General features: G+C 73.3%; 15 protein-coding genes. 8 read left to right on the forward strand and 7 right to left on the reverse strand.

Annotated elements, in window-relative coordinates; genetic code table 11:
* Window positions 1-7: 7 nt before the first annotated feature.
* On the reverse strand, window positions 8-1,966 hold the full coding sequence (locus tag ABZ404_RS01620) for an adenosine deaminase (protein WP_358837228.1): 1,959 nt from the start codon (window positions 1,964-1,966) through the stop codon (window positions 8-10).
* 261 nt (window positions 1,967-2,227) lie between these two features.
* Between ABZ404_RS01620 and dhaK the strand changes: the two genes are divergently transcribed.
* The 6 genes from dhaK (at window position 2,228) to ABZ404_RS01650 (ending at window position 7,767) form a co-directional block, all read left to right on the forward strand.
* Window positions 2,228-3,220 carry a dihydroxyacetone kinase subunit DhaK gene (dhaK, locus tag ABZ404_RS01625; protein ID WP_358837229.1) on the forward strand — a complete coding sequence of 331 codons (993 nt, stop codon included), beginning with the start codon at window positions 2,228-2,230 and terminating at the stop codon, window positions 3,218-3,220.
* 55 nt (window positions 3,221-3,275) lie between these two features.
* Window positions 3,276-3,872, forward strand: coding sequence for a dihydroxyacetone kinase subunit DhaL (gene dhaL / locus ABZ404_RS01630; protein WP_358837230.1), 597 nt, complete (start codon window positions 3,276-3,278; stop codon window positions 3,870-3,872).
* A gap of 80 nt (window positions 3,873-3,952) precedes the next feature.
* Window positions 3,953-4,336: a PTS fructose transporter subunit IIA gene (locus tag ABZ404_RS01635; protein ID WP_358837231.1), complete on the forward strand. Its 384-nt coding sequence runs from the start codon at window positions 3,953-3,955 to the stop codon at window positions 4,334-4,336.
* A gap of 170 nt (window positions 4,337-4,506) precedes the next feature.
* The gene (locus tag ABZ404_RS01640) at window positions 4,507-6,528 is read left to right on the forward strand and encodes an NADPH-dependent 2,4-dienoyl-CoA reductase (protein WP_358836436.1); all 2,022 of its coding nucleotides are present in this window, start codon (window positions 4,507-4,509) and stop codon (window positions 6,526-6,528) included.
* 46 nt (window positions 6,529-6,574) lie between these two features.
* A complete protein-coding gene (locus tag ABZ404_RS01645) occupies window positions 6,575-7,111 on the forward strand; it encodes a PadR family transcriptional regulator (protein WP_358836437.1) in 537 nt (178 codons plus the stop codon).
* A 221-nt stretch (window positions 7,112-7,332) separates the two neighbouring features.
* Complete coding sequence (locus ABZ404_RS01650) at window positions 7,333-7,767, forward strand: MarR family transcriptional regulator (protein WP_358836438.1); 435 nt, start codon at window positions 7,333-7,335, stop codon at window positions 7,765-7,767.
* Window positions 7,768-7,777: 10 nt separating this feature from the next.
* Here the strand turns inward: ABZ404_RS01650 and ABZ404_RS01655 are convergent, their stop codons facing one another.
* A complete protein-coding gene (locus ABZ404_RS01655; protein WP_358836439.1) occupies window positions 7,778-8,446 on the reverse strand; it encodes a response regulator transcription factor in 669 nt (222 codons plus the stop codon).
* A 36-nt stretch (window positions 8,447-8,482) separates the two neighbouring features.
* Complete coding sequence (locus tag ABZ404_RS01660; protein ID WP_358836440.1) at window positions 8,483-9,616, reverse strand: sensor histidine kinase; 1,134 nt, start codon at window positions 9,614-9,616, stop codon at window positions 8,483-8,485.
* Between the two features lie 146 nt (window positions 9,617-9,762).
* Between ABZ404_RS01660 and ABZ404_RS01665 the strand changes: the two genes are divergently transcribed.
* Window positions 9,763-10,539, forward strand: a complete 777-nt coding sequence (locus ABZ404_RS01665) for a GNAT family N-acetyltransferase (RefSeq protein WP_358836441.1) — start codon at window positions 9,763-9,765, stop codon at window positions 10,537-10,539.
* A gap of 47 nt (window positions 10,540-10,586) precedes the next feature.
* Window positions 10,587-11,066, forward strand: coding sequence for an NUDIX domain-containing protein (locus tag ABZ404_RS01670; protein WP_358836442.1), 480 nt, complete (start codon window positions 10,587-10,589; stop codon window positions 11,064-11,066).
* 5 nt (window positions 11,067-11,071) lie between these two features.
* Here ABZ404_RS01670 and ABZ404_RS01675 read toward each other — a convergent pair whose 3' ends face one another.
* Genes ABZ404_RS01675 through ABZ404_RS01690 form a run of 4 tightly spaced genes read right to left on the reverse strand, consistent with a single transcriptional unit; the run spans window position 11,072 to window position 15,660 of the window.
* A complete protein-coding gene (locus ABZ404_RS01675) occupies window positions 11,072-12,436 on the reverse strand; it encodes a GH1 family beta-glucosidase (RefSeq protein ID WP_358836443.1) in 1,365 nt (454 codons plus the stop codon).
* A 35-nt stretch (window positions 12,437-12,471) separates the two neighbouring features.
* Entirely contained in the window at window positions 12,472-13,329 is an 858-nt protein-coding gene (locus ABZ404_RS01680; RefSeq protein WP_358836444.1) for a carbohydrate ABC transporter permease, read from the reverse strand.
* Window positions 13,316-14,338, reverse strand: coding sequence for a sugar ABC transporter permease (locus tag ABZ404_RS01685; RefSeq protein WP_358990000.1), 1,023 nt, complete (start codon window positions 14,336-14,338; stop codon window positions 13,316-13,318). The genes ABZ404_RS01680 and ABZ404_RS01685 overlap by 14 nt, the downstream gene beginning before the upstream one ends.
* An 8-nt stretch (window positions 14,339-14,346) precedes the next feature.
* Window positions 14,347-15,660, reverse strand: a complete 1,314-nt coding sequence (locus ABZ404_RS01690; protein WP_358837068.1) for a sugar ABC transporter substrate-binding protein — start codon at window positions 15,658-15,660, stop codon at window positions 14,347-14,349.
* Between the last annotated feature and the right edge of the window lie 102 nt (window positions 15,661-15,762).

Below are 15,762 nucleotides of genomic sequence, written 5' to 3' on the forward strand. Positions count from 1 at the left end.
GCGAGGCTCAACGGCGGGCGCCGCGGCGCTCGAACGCCCGCCAGTCCGTCTCCAGCCGCCACTGGAGCGCGGCCTTGGGGCTGGCGGCCAGGAACGCGCGGCAGCCGGAGCCGGGCGGGCGGTCCGGGTCGGGGGTGTCGTGGCGGCAGGGCGTGGCGAAGGTGTCGTACCGGTCCTGCTCCCTCCACAGGTTCGCCCCCTCGACGAAGGCGTGGTCCAGCGAGGCGCGTGCGGAGGTGCGCAACTCCCCCATGTCCAGGCCCTGGTCGGTGACGCCGAGCCGGTACACGTCGGTGAGGCCGCTGCCGCTGACACCCGGGTCGTCGGTGGCCAGGGCGAGGGGCACACCGGCGTCGAGATAGGTGTGCAGGGGGTGGCGGTCGCCGGTGACCCGCAGGATCTGGGCATGGCTGATGAGCGGGGCCTCGACGAGGACGTGCCGCCGGCGCATCCGGGCGGCCAGGGCCCGGTGGCCGCGCTCGTGGAGGAGGTCGACACCGTGCCCGACCCGTTCGGCGCCCGCCAGGTCGACCGCCTGGGCGATGTGGAAGGCGAGGTCGCGGTCGCGCACGCCGTCCAGGCCCGCGACCAGCTCGCCCGCGTGCAGGCTGACGTGGACGGACGGGGAGCGGGACTTCAGGAAGCCGGTCATCCTCATGTGCAGGGTGTAGTCCCGCAGGGCGACGGGGTCGTCCTCGGGCTGGACCAGGTTGACGCCGACCACCCGGCCGAGCCGGCGCTGGGCGAGGGCGAAGCCGAGGATCTCCTGGGCGAACACCTGGCGGGCGGGCTGGGCGCGGCCGACCTGGTAGTCGAAGCGGACGACGACGGCGCAGGCGGACGGCGCGGGCGTCCGGCCGCAGCCGAGGAGGCGGCGGTAGCGGGTGAAGGCCCGGTCGTACGCGGCCCCGGCCTGCCGGACGATCTCCTCGAAGCGGGGGTCGCGGGTGAGGACGCGATGGAACCCGGCGAGCCCGGAGGGGCCGGGGTCCGCCGGGTGCACCCGGTCGACCAGGCGGCGCAGCGGCTCGGCTGCCACCGTCACCAGCGTCTCCACGTACGTGGTCCGCTCGCGTGCGGCGGCCCGGGCCACCTCCGCCAGCATGTCCGCGTCGTGGCCCGCCTCGGCCTCGGCGAACTTGCCGAAGGTGGCGAAGAAGTGGTCGTGGCCGGGCCGCGGGTCGCCGTCGGGCGGCAGGACGAAACCGCGCATCGACCAGGCCCGGACGACCTCGCCGCGAAACGGCCCGGGGCGGGCGGCGTCCCGTGCGGGCCGCTGGCCGGGGACGCACGGTTCGCGCCTCGGGACCACGACGTACGTGGTGGTGTCGACGCACTTGCGGTCCCGGGCGGCGTAGGCGATGAGCGACTCCGGGGGGACGGCTCCACCGAGGTGATGATGGAGGTCGCCCCCCTTGGGCAGTTCACGGAGGAGGAGGCCGAGGTCACCGGGACGGCGAACGGCACGCGCCAACCGGCTCTCGGCGGCGTGCTGTTCGCGTACGCCCGCGATGCCTTCGGCAGCACGCTGTTCGGCCACGCCCAGGATCCCCTCGGCAGCACGCTGTTCGGCCACGCCCGGGGTGTCCTCGGCAGCGCGCTCTCCGTCCCCGCCAGGGATCTCATCGACCGCGGGAGGTACGTCCCTGCCGGGGATCTCCCTGGGCGCATGCTGTACGTCCCCGCTGGGGAACGCCCCGGCCGCGCCCAATCCGTCCCCGACAGGGAACGCCCCGGCAGAGCGGCCGGGCTCCGCGCGGCCGGCGGCGGCCTCCCGGGGCATCCCGACCGCACCGGCGGCGACCGACGGGGGCGAACCGAACGTGCCGATGGCTGCCACCGCGGGCGACCCGAGCGCGCCGGCGGCGGCCACCCGGGGCGACCCGAGCGCGCATACGGCCAGGCCCAGTGCGGCCGTCGAGGCCGCCGCCCTCCACCGCCGCCGCGTACCGCGTCTCCTCGTCATGCCCTGTCCCTCTCCTGGCTCCGCCCCCCATACTCACGGGCACGGCACCACAACCGTCCGACCCGCGCGCGACCGGCCCCCCGAGTGGCCGACACGCGGGGGTCGTCCGGGGCCGGGGGGCCCGGCAGTGACTACCGTGATCCGCAGCCGCGGGCCCGCCGAACGCCCGGAGGGAGTACGCCCGTACACGCGACCCGTCCGGTTCCGGACGGCTCCGGCCGCACCCTCCCCGAACCCATCCACGCCCACCCGGAGGCACCCATGAAGATGCTGATCAACGTGGCCGAGACGGTCGTGGCGGACGCGCTGCGCGGGATGGCGGCCGCGCATCCCGAGCTGACCGTCGACGTGGAGAACCGCGTGATCGTGCGGCGCGACGCGCCGTTCGCCGGGAAGGTGGGGCTGGTGTCCGGGGGCGGGTCGGGGCACGAGCCGCTGCACGGCGGGTTCGTGGGGCGCGGGATGCTCTCCGCCGCGTGTCCCGGCGAGGTGTTCACCTCGCCGGTGCCGGACCAGATGGTGCGGGCCGCGGCCGCCGTGGACAGCGGGGCCGGGGTGCTGTTCGTCGTCAAGAACTACACCGGTGACGTGCTCAACTTCGACATGGCCGTGGAGCTCGCCGAGGACGAGGGCGTCACGATCGCCAGGGTGCTCGTCGACGACGACGTCGCCGTGACCGACAGCCTGTACACCGCCGGGCGGCGCGGCACCGGCGCCACCCTCTTCGTGGAGAAGATCGCGGGCGCCGCCGCCGACGAGGGCGCCCCGCTGGAGCGGGTCGAGGCGATCGCCCGCCGGGTGAACGCGAGTTCGCGCAGCTTCGGCGTCGCGCTCAGCGCCTGCACCACCCCCGCCAAGGGCGGCCCGACGTTCGACCTGCCGCCCGGCGAGCTGGAGCTCGGCGTCGGCATCCACGGCGAGCCGGGGCGTGAGCGGCGGCCCATGATGACCTCCGGGGAGATCGCGGACTTCGCCGTGGACGCGGTCCTGGAGGACCTGAAACCGTCGAGTCCCGTCCTGCTGCTCGTCAACGGCATGGGGGCGACACCGCTCCTGGAGCTGTACGGGTTCACCGCCGAGGTGCACCGGGTACTGGCCGAGCGGCGCGTCCCGGTGGCGCGCACGCTCGTGGGCGACTACGTCACCTCGCTCGACATGGCGGGCGCCTCGGTGACGCTGTGCCAGGCCGACGAGGAGCTGCTGCGGCTGTGGGACGCGCCCGTGAACACGCCTGCGCTGCGGTGGGGCTGCTGAACGCACCGCTCGCCGTCCCCCGTCCGCACCTTCCCGCACCTTCGAGGAGTCGCTCGTGCTCGACGCCGCTTTCTTCCGCCGCTGGATGACCGTGACGGCCTCGGCCGTGGACCGGGAGGCGCCCCGGCTGACCGAACTGGACTCGGCCATCGGCGACGCCGACCACGGCGCCAACCTCCAGCGCGGGTTCACCGCCGTGGCCGCCGCCCTGGACAAGGAGGCCCCGGACACCCCCGGGGCCGTACTCGCCCTCGCCGGGCGGCAGTTGATCTCGACCGTGGGCGGCGCCTCCGGACCGCTGTACGGGACGCTGCTGCGCCGCACGGGCAAGGCGCTCGGCGACCGGGCGGAGGTGAGCCGGGAGGAGTTCGCGGCGGCGCTGGACGAGGGGGTCGCGGCCGTCGCCGCGCTGGGCGGGGCCGCGGCCGGGGACAAGACGATGCTGGACGCGCTGCTCCCGGCCGTCGAGGCGCTCGGGGAGTCCTTCGCGGCGGCGGGGGCGGCGGCGCGGGACGGGGCGCTGGCGACCGTACCGCTCCGGGCCCGCAAGGGCAGGGCCAGTTATCTGGGTGAGCGGTCCATCGGGCATCAGGACCCCGGCGCGACCTCGGCCGCGCTGCTGGTCGGGGCGCTTGAGGAGGCCGCCGCGTGAGCGCGGGCGGAGCGGGCGGGGAGGGCAGCCGGGACGGCGGGCAGGACGACCGGGGCGGCGGGGCCGCGGGGCTCGTCGGGGTGGTGCTCGTCTCGCACAGCGCGGAGGTCGCCGCGGCCGTCGCGGCACTGGCGACCGGGCTCGCGGGCGGCGGTACGACCGCTCCCGTCGCGGCGGCGGGCGGCACCCCCGACGGGGGCCTCGGCACCAGCTCGGAGCTGATCGCCGGGGCGGCGGCGGCCGTCGACGGGGGTGCGGGCGTGGCGGTCCTGGTGGACCTGGGCAGCGCGGTGCTCACGGTGAAGGCACTGCTGGCCGAGGACGAGCTGCCGCCCGGGACGCGGCTGATCGACGCGCCCTTCGTCGAGGGCGCGGTGGCGGCCGTCGTGAGCGCCTCGGCGGGGGCGCCGCTGGACGCGGTGGAGGCGGCGGCCTCGGAGGCGTACGGCTACCGGAAGGTGTGAGCCGCGCCACGTGGGCGAGGGTCCGGCGGGAGTCTCCCGCCGGACCCTCGCCCGTCGGGCGCCCGGTCCGGCCGGCGGCCGCACAGAACCTTTATGCAACTTGTTGCACAACACGCTCCCCGTGCTCTACAACTGGAGGCGACGACACCGCCGTATCTGGAGGCGCCCCGATGAGCGACTACCCCCACCTGCTGAGCCCCCTCGACCTGGGCTTCACCACCCTCCCCAACCGGGTGCTGATGGGGTCCATGCACATCGGGCTCGAAGAGGCCGAGAACGGCTTCGAGCGGATGGCGGCGTTCTACGCCGAGCGGGCGCGCGGCGGGGTCGGCCTCATGGTCACCGGCGGCATCTCCCCCAACGACGCGGGCCGCCCCTACGAGGGCGGCGCCAAGCTCACCACCGAGGCGGAGGCCGCCCAGCACCGCACGGTCACCGACGCGGTGCACGCGGCGGGCGGGCGGATCGCGATGCAGATCCTGCACTTCGGCCGGTACGCCTACCACCAGGACCTGGTGGCGCCGAGCGCGCTCCAGGCCCCCATCAGCCCGTTCGTGCCGCACGCCCTCACCGACGAGGAGGTCGAGCGGACCGTCGAGGACTTCGTGCGGGCGGCCGAGCTGGCGAAGTCCGCCGGGTACGACGGCGTCGAGATCATGGGCTCCGAGGGCTATCTGATCAACGAGTTCGTCGCGGGCGCCGTGAACCGGCGCACCGACCGCTGGGGCGGCTCGTACGAGAACCGGATGCGCTTCCCCGTGGAGATCGTCCGCCGCACCCGCGAGCGCGTCGGCACGGACTTCATCATCGTCTACCGGCTCTCCATGCTGGACCTGGTGCCGGGCGGCTCCACCCTGGAGGAGGTCGTCACGCTGGCGCGGGCCATCGAGGCGGCCGGGGCGACCCTGATCAACACCGGCATCGGCTGGCACGAGGCCCGTATCCCGACCATCGCCACCTCGGTGCCGCGCGGCGCGTACACCTGGGTGACCAAGAAGCTGATGGGATCCGTCTCCATCCCGCTGATCACCAGCAACCGCATCAACACCCCCGAGGTGGCCGAGCGGCTGCTCGCCGAGGGCCGGGCGGACATGGTGTCGATGGCGCGGCCGTTCCTCGCCGACCCCGAGTTCGTCGCCAAGGCCGCCGCGGGGGTCCCGGAGACCATCAACACCTGCATCGGCTGCAATCAGGCCTGCCTGGACCACACCTTCAGCGGGAAGATCACCTCCTGTCTGGTCAACCCGCGCGCCTGCCACGAGACCGAGCTGGTCCTCTCCCCCACCCGGCGCCGCAAGAGCATCGCCGTGGTCGGCGCGGGCCCGGCCGGGCTTGCCTGCGCGGTCTCGGCGGCCGAGCGCGGCCACGCGGTCACGCTCTTCGACTCCGCGGCGGAGATCGGCGGCCAGCTGAACATCGCCAAGCGCGTCCCCGGCAAGGAGGAGTTCCACGAGACGCTGCGCTACTACCGCACGCAGCTCGAACTGCGCGGCGTGGACGTCCGGTTGAACACCACCGCGACCGTGGCGGAGCTCACCGCGGGCGGCTACGACGAGGTCGTCGTCGCCACCGGCGTGACGCCCCGCACCCCGGAGATCCCCGGCTCCGACCACCCCAGCGTGGTCACCTACCTCGACGTGCTGCGCGACGGCGCGCCGGTCGGCGAGCGGGTGGCGATCGTCGGCGCGGGCGGCATCGGCTTCGACGTCGCCGAGTACCTCACCGACGGCGGCGACGCGGCGAGCCTGGACCCCGAGACGTACTTCCGGCAGTGGGGCGTCGACACCTCGTACGGCGAGCGCGGCGGACTGCGCGCGCCCGAGCGTCCCAAGCCCCCGCGCGCGGTGCACCTGCTCCAGCGCAAGACCTCCAAGGTCGGCGCGGGGCTCGGCAAGACCACGGGGTGGATCCACCGCACCGAGCTCAAGCACCGGGGCGTGACGATGGTGCCGGGCGTCGGCTACGACCGGATCGACGACGCCGGGCTGCACATCACCGTCGACGGCGCCTCCACCGTGCTGCCGGTGGACACCGTGGTCCTGTGCGCGGGGCAGGAGCCGCGCCGCGATCTGTACGAGGAGCTGACGGCGGCGGGCGCCACCGCGCACCTGATCGGCGGCGCGGACGTGGCCGCCGAGCTGGACGCCAAGCGCGCCATCGACCAGGGCACCAGGCTGGCGGCGGCCCTGTGAGGACCGCGGTCGGCGCGGCCGGTCCCGGGGAACCTACGATGCGCTCATGTCCCTCCCGCACGCGATCCTGACCGCCCTGCTCGAAAAGACCTCGTCGGGGCTTGAGCTGACCCGCCGGTTCGACAAGTCGTTCGGCTTCTTCTGGTCCGCGACGCACCAGCAGATCTACCGCGAGCTGGGCAAGCTGGAGCAGTCCGGGTTCATCCGCGCGCTGCCGTCCGAGACCCCGGCGCGCGGCCAGAAGAAGGAGTACGAGGTGCTGCCGGCGGGCCGCGCGGAACTCGCCGCGTGGGCCGCCGCCGGGCAGGACCCGCGCGCCATGCGGGACCCGCTGCTGCTGCGGGTGCGGGCGGCGGCGGTGGTCGGCACGGCGGGTCTGCCCGCCGAGCTGCGCCGCCATCTCGGCCTGCACGAGCGGCAGTTGGAGCTGTACGAGTCGATCGAGCGGCGGGACTTCCCGCCGGAGCGCGACAGCGAGCAGGACCGGCTGCGCCACCTCGTGCTGCGCGGCGGCATCGAGCTGGAGACGTTCTGGATCCGCTGGCTGACGCAGGCGCTGGAGACGGTGGACGAGGAGGAGTGAGGGCGTTCTCCTCACGCGGGCGCGGGCGCGGGCAGGACCGCCCGACGGCTGCCGGATCCGGCCAGTTCCACCACGCGGGCGCGCGGGCGCGGGGAGGACGGCTCATCCGGCTCGCCTCCGCGGCCGTGGTGCCACCCGGGCGCGGGGAGGACGCGGCCGTGTGACGCGGGGCATCACCCGCTGGCGTTGTATTATGCAACTAGCCAGTGAGAGGACCAGCCGTGCCCAGCCGAGACCAGTCGGTCACCACCATCCAGCGGGAGCTGACCGCGTTCGCCCGCCGTGCGCGGGCCGCCGCCGCGCGGATGCACCCGGAGCTGTCGCTGGTCTCCTTCACGCTGCTGTCCCATCTGGAGGACCAGCAGGGGTGCCGCGCGACCGACCTCGCCGCGTACTACATGCTCGACAAGTCGACGATCAGTCGGCAGATCGCGGCCCTGGAGAAGCTGGGGTTCATCGAGCGCCGCAGCGACCCCGCCGACCACCGCATCCAGCTGCTGCATCTGACCGCCGCGGGCACCGAGAAGCTCGCCGAGGCGGCGGTGCTGCGCCGGCACGCCTTCCACGAACGCCTCGCCGACTGGGACGAGGCCGACCTCGACAGGTTCGCCGCCTACCTCCTGCGCTACAACGGCACGGCGCCGGACGGCAGTTGACGGCCCCGGGCTAACGGGCGCCGCCGCCCGGGGTGACGAGCCCCGACTCGTACGCCAGCACCACCGCCTGCGCCCGGCTGGCCAGGTCCAGTTTGCTCATGGCCCGGTTCAGATGGGTTTTCACCGTCGCCTCGCTGATGAAGAGGTGACCGGAGATCTCCTGGTTCGACAGCCCGCGCGCGGTGAGGGTGAGGACCTCGGTCTCCCGGGCGGTGAGCGCCGCCAGGTCCGCCGAGAGCCGCGGGGCCCGTTCGGCGGGCCGCGCGAAGGCCTCCACCAGGCGCCGGGTGACGGTCGGCGCGAAGAGCATGTCGCCGCCGCCGACCACCGCGACCGCGTTGAGCAGCCGCTCCGGTCCCGCGTCCTTGAGCAGGAACCCCGAGGCACCGGCCCGCAGCGCGGAGTACACGTACTCGTCGAGGTCGAAGGTGGTGAGGATCAGGATGCGCGGCGCCGGGTCCTCGGCGTCCGCGAGGATCCGCTCGGTGGCGGTGATGCCGTTCGTCCCCGGCATCCGGATGTCCATCAGGATCACGTCCGGGCGCGTCCGCGCCGCCTGGGCGACCGCCTCCTCGCCGTCGCACGCCTCGCCGACGACGTCGATGCCCGCCGCCCGCAGCAGCGCGACCAGGCCGGCCCGTACGAGGAACTGGTCGTCGACCACGAGTGCCCTGGTCATGGAGTCGCGTCTTCCCCCTGTGTCGTACGGCCCCGGTCAGACGGTCGGCCGGGCCGAGGTCGGCAGCAGCAGCCGGACCTCGAAGCCCCCCTCGCGCCCCGGGCCGGTGGTGATCGTGCCGCCGTAGAGCTTGGCCCGTTCCCGCATTCCGATCAACCCGTGTCCCGCGCCCGACCGGTTTCCGGCCGGATCCGCTTCCGTACCGTCGTTCACGACGGCGAGGGCGACATGGTTCCGTTCATAGGAGACTTCCACGGTCGTGGCGGCGCCCGGCGCGTGTTTCAGGACGTTCGTCAGCGCTTCCTGCGCCACCCGGTACGCGCACAGGTCGACGCCGGGCGCGAGCGTCCGCTCCGGCCCCCGCACCCGCAGCTCGACGGGCAGACCCCCGGCCCGCAGCCGCTCCACCATGTCCGGCAGCCGCGCGAGACCGGGCATCGGGGCCGACGGCTCGTCGTCGAGGTCCTCGGCGCGCAGCACGTGCAGCATGCGCCGCAGCTCCTCCAGCGCCTCCTGGCTGGTGGCCGAGATGGTGCCCAGCGCGCCCTGCGCGGTGGCCGGGTCGGAGGTGAAGACGAACCGCGCCAGGCCCGACTGGACCGAGATCACCGACATGTGGTGGGCGATGATGTCGTGCAACTCCCGGGCCATGCGGCCGCGTTCCTCCGCGACCTCGCGTCTGGCCCGGGCCTCCTGCTCCCGGGCTAGCTGTTCGGCGAGCCGGGACGAGCGGCGCGCGACCCGGCCGAACCGCCGGATCACGGCCGGTACGGCGATCGCCTGGACGGCGACGGAGGGCAGCGAGCCGCCGCCGACGCGGAACCCGGCGAACAGCCAGACGGCGCCGAGGAGCGCGGCGCAGCCCGCGGAGATCCGGGCGGGACGGGTGGCGGCCACCGTGTAGCAGGCGATCATGCCGCCGTAGCTGCCCACGACGGGCCAGTTCCCCAGGGCGATGTAGAGCGTCCAGGTGGCGATGACGAAGAGGCAGACCCCCATGGGCGCCTTGGAACGGAAGGCGCACGCCATGTTGATGACGATGGCGAGCCCGTATCCGGCCAGGTCGAGCGGGGGCTGCCCCTGGCTGGAGGCCTCGCGTCCCAGCAGCACGGCGACACAGGTCTGTGCCAGCGCGACGAGCACGTCGGCGGCACCGGGGCGGATCCGCATGACCGCAGCCTAGGCACAGGTCAGACGCGTGGCGTCAACCGTTCGTGGTGCGGGCCACTACCGCGGGAGTTGTACACGGACCCGCTCCCTCCGCGAGGGTCCACAAGTCGTTTGCCACCGGACTGCGGTGATGTTGGAGTGAGCGCATGGACAACGAAGCGGTACTGGCCCTGTTCGACCGGCAGATGCGCGAGAACCCCCCGGCCGAGGGCCCCGGAGCCGAGGTGGAACGCGTGGGCCGGGTGGTGCGTCACGTGGGGCCGGATCCCGCCTGGAACGGGATCCTCTGGTCCGGCCTCGACGAGGAGTGCGCGGAGCGCGAGATCGCCGCGCAGGTGGAGCACTTCGCCTCGCTGGGCCGCGAGTTCGAGTGGAAGCTGTACTCCCATGACACCCCGGGCGACCTCGGTGGACGCCTCCTCGCCGCCGGGTTCACGGCCGAGCCCGCCGAGGCCCTGATGGTGGCCGAGGCCGCGGACCAGCTCCACGACGTGGCCCTGCCCGAGGGGGTGGAGCTGGTGCCGGTGACCGACGCGGCCGGGGTCGCGATGATGAGCGCGGTGCACGAGCAGGCGTTCGGAGGGGATGCCTCCAGGCTCGCCCGGCGCCTGGAACTCCAGCTCGCCGAGGCGCCCGAAACGCTGGTCGCGGTGGTGGCGGTGGCGGACGGGGTGCCGGTGTGCGCGGCCCGGATGGAGCTGGTCCCGGGGACAAAGTTCGCGGGGCTGTGGGGCGGCGGCACCGCCGAGGCGTGGCGCGGCAGGGGCATCTACCGGGCGCTGGTCGCCCACCGCGCCCGCGTCGCCGTCGAGCGCGGCTACCGCTTCCTCCAGGTCGACGCCTCCGACCGGAGCGAGCCGATCCTGCGCCGGCTGGGCTTCACCCGGCTGAGCACCACCACCCCGTACGTCCGCCGGCCGTAGGGCGCGCCCTCTCGCCGCGGGCCCGGCCGCCGAGCACACTGGTGGCCATGGCCGTGAAACGCAGCGCGGGGCTCCTTCTGTACCGGACCGGACCGGGCGGCGTCGAAGTGCTGATCGGGCACATGGGCGGCCCGTTCTGGGCGGGCCGGGACGAGGCCGCGTGGTCGATTCCCAAGGGCGAGTACGGCCCCGAGGAGCTGCCGCAGGCGGCGGCCCGGCGCGAGTTCGCGGAGGAGCTGGGCCTGCCCGCCCCCGAGGGCACCCCGGTGCCGCTCGGAGAGGCGCGGCAGGCAAACGGCAAGGTGGTGACGGTCTGGGCGGTCGAGGGCGACCTCGACCCGGCGGGCGCCGTGCCCGGGACCTTCACCATGGAGTGGCCCCGGGGCTCGGGCGTCCAGCGGGAGTTCCCCGAGATGGACCGGTTCGCCTGGCTCGCGCCCGAGGAGGCGTCCGCCCGGCTGGTGGCGGGACAGCGGGTCTTCCTCGACCGGCTGGCCGCGCACCTGGACGGGGCCGGGCGGAGCTGACGGGGTCAGGCGGCGCGCGGGGCGCGGCCCCGGTGGTCCGCGATGATCTGCGCGTAGTGGCGTCCGCTGCCCTTGATGGTGCGCTGCTGCGTCGCGTAGTCGACGTGCACCAGGCCGAACCGCTTGTCGTAGCCGTACGCCCACTCGAAGTTGTCCAGGAGCGACCAGGCGTAGTACCCGGCGAGCGGGGCGCCCCTGCGGGCGGCGCGGGCGCACGCGGCCAGGTGCTCGCGCAGGTACCGCACGCGCTCGGGGTCGTGGACGGTGCCGTCGGGCAGGACCGCGTCGGGGAAGGCCGAGCCGTTCTCGGTGACGTGCAGGCGGCGGGCCCCGTAGTCGTCGGTCAGCCGCATCAGCAGGGCCTCGATGCCGCTCGCGTCGATCTCCCAGCCCATGCCGGTGCGCGGCAGGCGCGGGCGCGGGACCTGACGGGCGAAGGGGAAGGGGCCGTGCGGGTCGTCGGCGACACGCACCCCGAAGTAGTAGTTCAGGCCCAGCCAGTCGAGCGGCTCGGCGATGGTGTCGAGGTCGCCGGGGCGCTCGGGCAGGTCGACGCCGTACACCTCCCTCATGTCGGCGGGGAAGCCCCGGCCGTGCACCGGGTCCAGCCACCAGCGGTTGACGTGGCCGTCCATGCGGCGGGCCGCGGCGAGGTCGGCCTCGGATGCGGAGTCGGGTTCGACGGTGGAGAGGTTGTTGACGATGCCGACCTGGGCGCCGGGGGCGGCGGCGCGCAGCGCCCGGGTGGCCAGGCCGTGGCCGAGCAGCAGGTGGTAGGAGGCGTGGACGGCGGCCTTGATGTCGGTCAGGCCCGGTGCCATGCGCCCTTCGAGGTGGCCGATCCAGGCCGAGCACAGCGGTTCGTTGAGGGTGGACCACAGCGGGACGCGGTCGCCGAGCTCACGGGCCGCGACGGACGCGTACGCGGCGAAGTGCTCGGCGGTCTCCCGGGCGGGCCAGCCGCCGCGGTCCTGGAGTGCCTGGGGCAGGTCCCAGTGGTAGAGCGTGGCGTTGGGGGTGATCCCGGCCTCCAGGAGCGCGTCGACCAGGCGGGAGTAGAAGTCCAGCCCCGCCCGGTTGACCGGTCCGTCGCCGCCGGGGAGGATGCGCGGCCAGGCGAGCGAGAAGCGGTACGAGGTGACGCCGAGCTCCTTCATCAGCGCGATGTCCTCCCGCCACCGGTGGTAGTGGTCGCAGGCGGTGTCGCCGTGGTCGCCGCCGTCGGTCTTCCCGGGGGTGTGGGAGAAGGTGTCCCAGATCGAGGGGCCCCGGCCGTCCTCGGCCACCGCCCCCTCGATCTGGTACGCGGAGGTGGCCACGCCCCAGGCGAAGTCCTCCGGGAGGGCGGCGAGGTCGATGGGCTCGGTCACGAAGGGCCTTTCGGTCAGGTGGGGTCGGCGGTTCGTCACTTCACGGCTCCGGCGGTGAGCCCGGCCACGAGATAGCGCTGGAGCAGCAGGAACCCGGCGACCACCGGCACGCTGACGACCAGCGAGGCGGCCATGACCTGGTTCCAGTACACGTCGTTCTGGGTGGCGTAGCCCTGGAGGCCCACGGCGAGGGTCCGGGTGGTGTCGTTCGTCATCACGGAGGCGAACAGGACCTCGCCCCACGCCGTCATGAACGCGTACACCGCGACCGCCACGATGCCGGGGACCGCCGCCGGGACCACCACCCGCAGCAGCGCGCCCAACGGCCCGCAGCCGTCGACCATCGCCGCCTCGTCGAGGTCGCGCGGGACCGAGTCGAGGTAGCCGATGAGCATCCAGATGGAGAAGGGCAGGGAGAAGGTGAGATAGGTGAGGATCAGTCCGCCGCGCGAGCCGTAGAGGGCGACGCCGGTGGTGTTGCCGACGTTGACGAAGATCAGGAACAGCGGCAGCAGGAAGAGGATGCCGGGGAACATCTGGGTGGACAGCACGGTCACGGTGAACACCCGCTTGCCGCGGAAGCGGTAGCGGCTCACCGCGTACGCCGCGAGGACCGCGACGGCCACGGACAGGACGGTCGCCGCGCCCGCCACGATCAGGGAGTTCACGAAGTACTTCGCCAGCGGGACGGTCTTCCAGATGTCGAGGTAGGGGCGGACGGTGAGTCCGCTGGGCAGCCAGCGGAACCGTCCCGACACGTCCTTCAGCGGCTTGAGGGAGCTGCTGGCCATCACGTAGACGGGCAGCAGCACGAAGCCGGTGAGCAGGGTGAGGAAGACCCGGCGGGCCAGGACGAAGGAGCGGGGCGGGGCGGTGGGGCTAGCGCCGGCCATCTGCGGTCTTCCTTCCCCGGGAGGTCAGCAGGAGGTAGAGGGCCGTCACCACGAGCAGGAAGAGCAGCAGCAGGACCGACATGGCGGCGCCGGTGCCGAAGTTCCAGGTGACGAACGAGGACTGGTAGATGTGGATGGAGATGAGGTCGGCGGCCTTCGGCGCCGAGCGCCCGAACAGCACGTACGGCGTGTTGAAGTCGTTGAACGTCCACAGGAACAGCACCAGGACGAGGACCTGGTTGACGGGGCGCAGCGAGGGCAGGGTGATGCGGCGGATCCGCTGCCACGTCCCGGCGCCGTCGATGGCGGCGGCCTCGTACAGCTCCCGTGGGATGTTCTGGAGTCCGGCCGTGACGATGAGGAAGGCGAACGGCCAGCCCTTCCAGACCGAGACGGTCAGCAGGGCGACGAAGCTGTTGTCGCCGATCAGCCAGAAGGAGCGCTCGCCGCCGAGTCCGAGCTGGTCGTACAGGACGTGGTTGACCAGCCCGTTGTCCCGTTGGAACATGAACGCCCAGGTGATGACGGCCGCGTAGACCGGCAGCGCGTACGGGACGAGGAAGAGCGCGCGCAGCAGGCCCCGGCCGCGGAAGCCGTCCTGCGTGAAGACGGCGGCGGCCGTGCCGAGCAGCCAGCACAGCGCCACCGAGGCCACCGTGAACAGGCAGGTGGTGACGAAGGAGTCGAGCAGGTCCCGGCCGACGGGCGCGGAGAAGTCGACCGAGATCCGGTAGTTGTCGAATCCGGTCCAGGGCGCGGTGGACCAGTCGCGGATGTAGAACTGGGTGAGCGTCTTGAAGCTCATCACCGCGCCGATGACCATCGGTACCAGATGGACGAGGAGTTCGAGGGCGAGGGCCGGGAGCAGCAGCAGATACGGCAGGCTCGCCCGGCGGACGCGGCCGGGGGCGCGGGAGCCGCGGCGGCCCCGGGAGGGCGCCGGCCGTTCGCCGCGCTCCGGCCGCGCCCGCGTGTCGACGGCGAGGGGCGCGGGGGTGGGCGGGGTCACGGGGGCGCTCACTTCGGCATCTGCTGCTGGGCCTTGGCCAGGGCCGCCTTCACGGACTCGGTGGTGACGGCGCGGCCGGCCGCCGCGTCGGCCCACAGGCCCTTGACGGCGGTGCCCACGGCCGTCTCGAACTGGGACTCCTCGGGGACCTGCGGCAGCGGGGCGGCGCTCTTGAGCAGGGTGTCCTTGAGGACCGAGGTGTCGGGGGCGCCGAAGGCGGGGTCCTGCTGGGCGGCCTTGACCGGCGGGATCGAGCCGTACGTCTTGTTGAGGATCCTCTGTTCCTCGTCGCTGGTCATGAACTTCACGAACTTCAGGGCGCCGTCGCGGTTGCGGGTGTTCTTGAAGACCGAGATGTTGATGCCCGCGACCATCGAGTTGATGTTCCTGGCGCTGTCCGGGGTCCCGGCCGGGACCGGCACCGGCGCCACGCCCCACTCCTCGGGCTTCATGCCCTGGGCGGCGAAGGTGGAGGCGGCGGCCTGCCACAGCACCATGGCGGTCCTGCCGGTGGAGAAGTCGCGCAGCGACTGGTTCTGGGCGTACTCCGCGTTGCCCGGCGCGACGATCCTGTCCTTGGCCATGAAGTCGACGTACTGCTTGACCGCGGCGACCGCGCCGTCCGAGGTGAAGGTGGGCCTGCCGGCCGCGTCGAAGAAGTCGGCGCCGTGCTGCTTGCCCAGGACGAACACCTGGTGGATGTTGTTGGCGAGGTTGGCGCCCTCGGCGCCCAGGCCCCAGGTGCCGTTCCTGGAGAGCCGCTTGCCGTCCGCGACGAGTTCGTCCCAGGTCGCGGGCGGCTTGGCTATGCCCGCGTCGGCGAACATCTTCTTGTTGTAGTAGAGCGCGTACGACAGCGAGTACAGCGGGACGGCCGCCGGGTCCTTGCCCGGGGCCCCGGCCGCGGCGACCGCGGAGTCCGCGAACCGGGCCCGGCCTCCGATCGCGTCGAACGCGGCCCGGTCCCACGGCAGGAGGGCGCCGGTGGCCTGGAGGGAGGCGGACCAGGTGTTGCCGATGTTGAGCACATCGGGGCCCTGGCCGGAGGTGGTGGCGGCGAGGATGCGGTTGAGCAGGTCGGACCAGGGGACGACCTCCAGCTTGACCTTGATCCCGCTCTGCTGCTCGAACTTCTTCAGCTCGGCGGTCAGGAGCTTCTTGTCGGCCTCGATGTTCGGCCCCTGGTTGGACGCCCAGTACGTCAGGGACTTCGGGGAGTCGTTGCCGCCCCCTCCCGTGGCGGAACCGCCACCGCATCCACTCGCGGTGGCGGCGAGAGCGGTGACGGTCGCGAAGGCAGCCGCGGCTCGGAGTCTGCGCATGACGGGATCGCCCCTTTCCGGGGTTCCAGAGGTGGCCGGGTTCAGGTCCTGAACGGACTCACGCCTTAATTTAGGACGTGAGTTAAGACCCGAGAGAAGGTC

It is taken from the genome of Streptomyces sp. NPDC005878 (genome assembly GCF_040629815.1).
In the GTDB taxonomy this organism is placed as follows: Bacteria; Actinomycetota; Actinomycetes; order Streptomycetales; family Streptomycetaceae; genus Streptomyces.

Excerpts from the sequence above, each read along its gene's own strand:
- ABZ404_RS01620 (WP_358837228.1), bottom strand. The coding sequence starts at position 1,966 with ATGACGAGGAGACGCGGTACGCGGCGGCGGTGGAGGGCGGCGGCCTCG.
- dhaK (WP_358837229.1), top strand. The coding sequence starts at position 2,228 with ATGAAGATGCTGATCAACGTGGCCGAGACGGTCGTGGCGGACGCGCTG.
- ABZ404_RS01640 (WP_358836436.1), top strand. The coding sequence starts at position 4,507 with ATGAGCGACTACCCCCACCTGCTGAGCCCCCTCGACCTGGGCTTCACC.
- ABZ404_RS01645 (WP_358836437.1), top strand. The coding sequence starts at position 6,575 with ATGTCCCTCCCGCACGCGATCCTGACCGCCCTGCTCGAAAAGACCTCG.
- ABZ404_RS01655 (WP_358836439.1), bottom strand. The coding sequence starts at position 8,446 with ATGACCAGGGCACTCGTGGTCGACGACCAGTTCCTCGTACGGGCCGGC.
- ABZ404_RS01660 (WP_358836440.1), bottom strand. The coding sequence starts at position 9,616 with ATGCGGATCCGCCCCGGTGCCGCCGACGTGCTCGTCGCGCTGGCACAG.
- ABZ404_RS01665 (WP_358836441.1), top strand. The coding sequence starts at position 9,763 with ATGGACAACGAAGCGGTACTGGCCCTGTTCGACCGGCAGATGCGCGAG.
- ABZ404_RS01670 (WP_358836442.1), top strand. The coding sequence starts at position 10,587 with ATGGCCGTGAAACGCAGCGCGGGGCTCCTTCTGTACCGGACCGGACCG.
- ABZ404_RS01680 (WP_358836444.1), bottom strand. The coding sequence starts at position 13,329 with ATGGCCGGCGCTAGCCCCACCGCCCCGCCCCGCTCCTTCGTCCTGGCC.
- ABZ404_RS01690 (WP_358837068.1), bottom strand. The coding sequence starts at position 15,660 with ATGCGCAGACTCCGAGCCGCGGCTGCCTTCGCGACCGTCACCGCTCTC.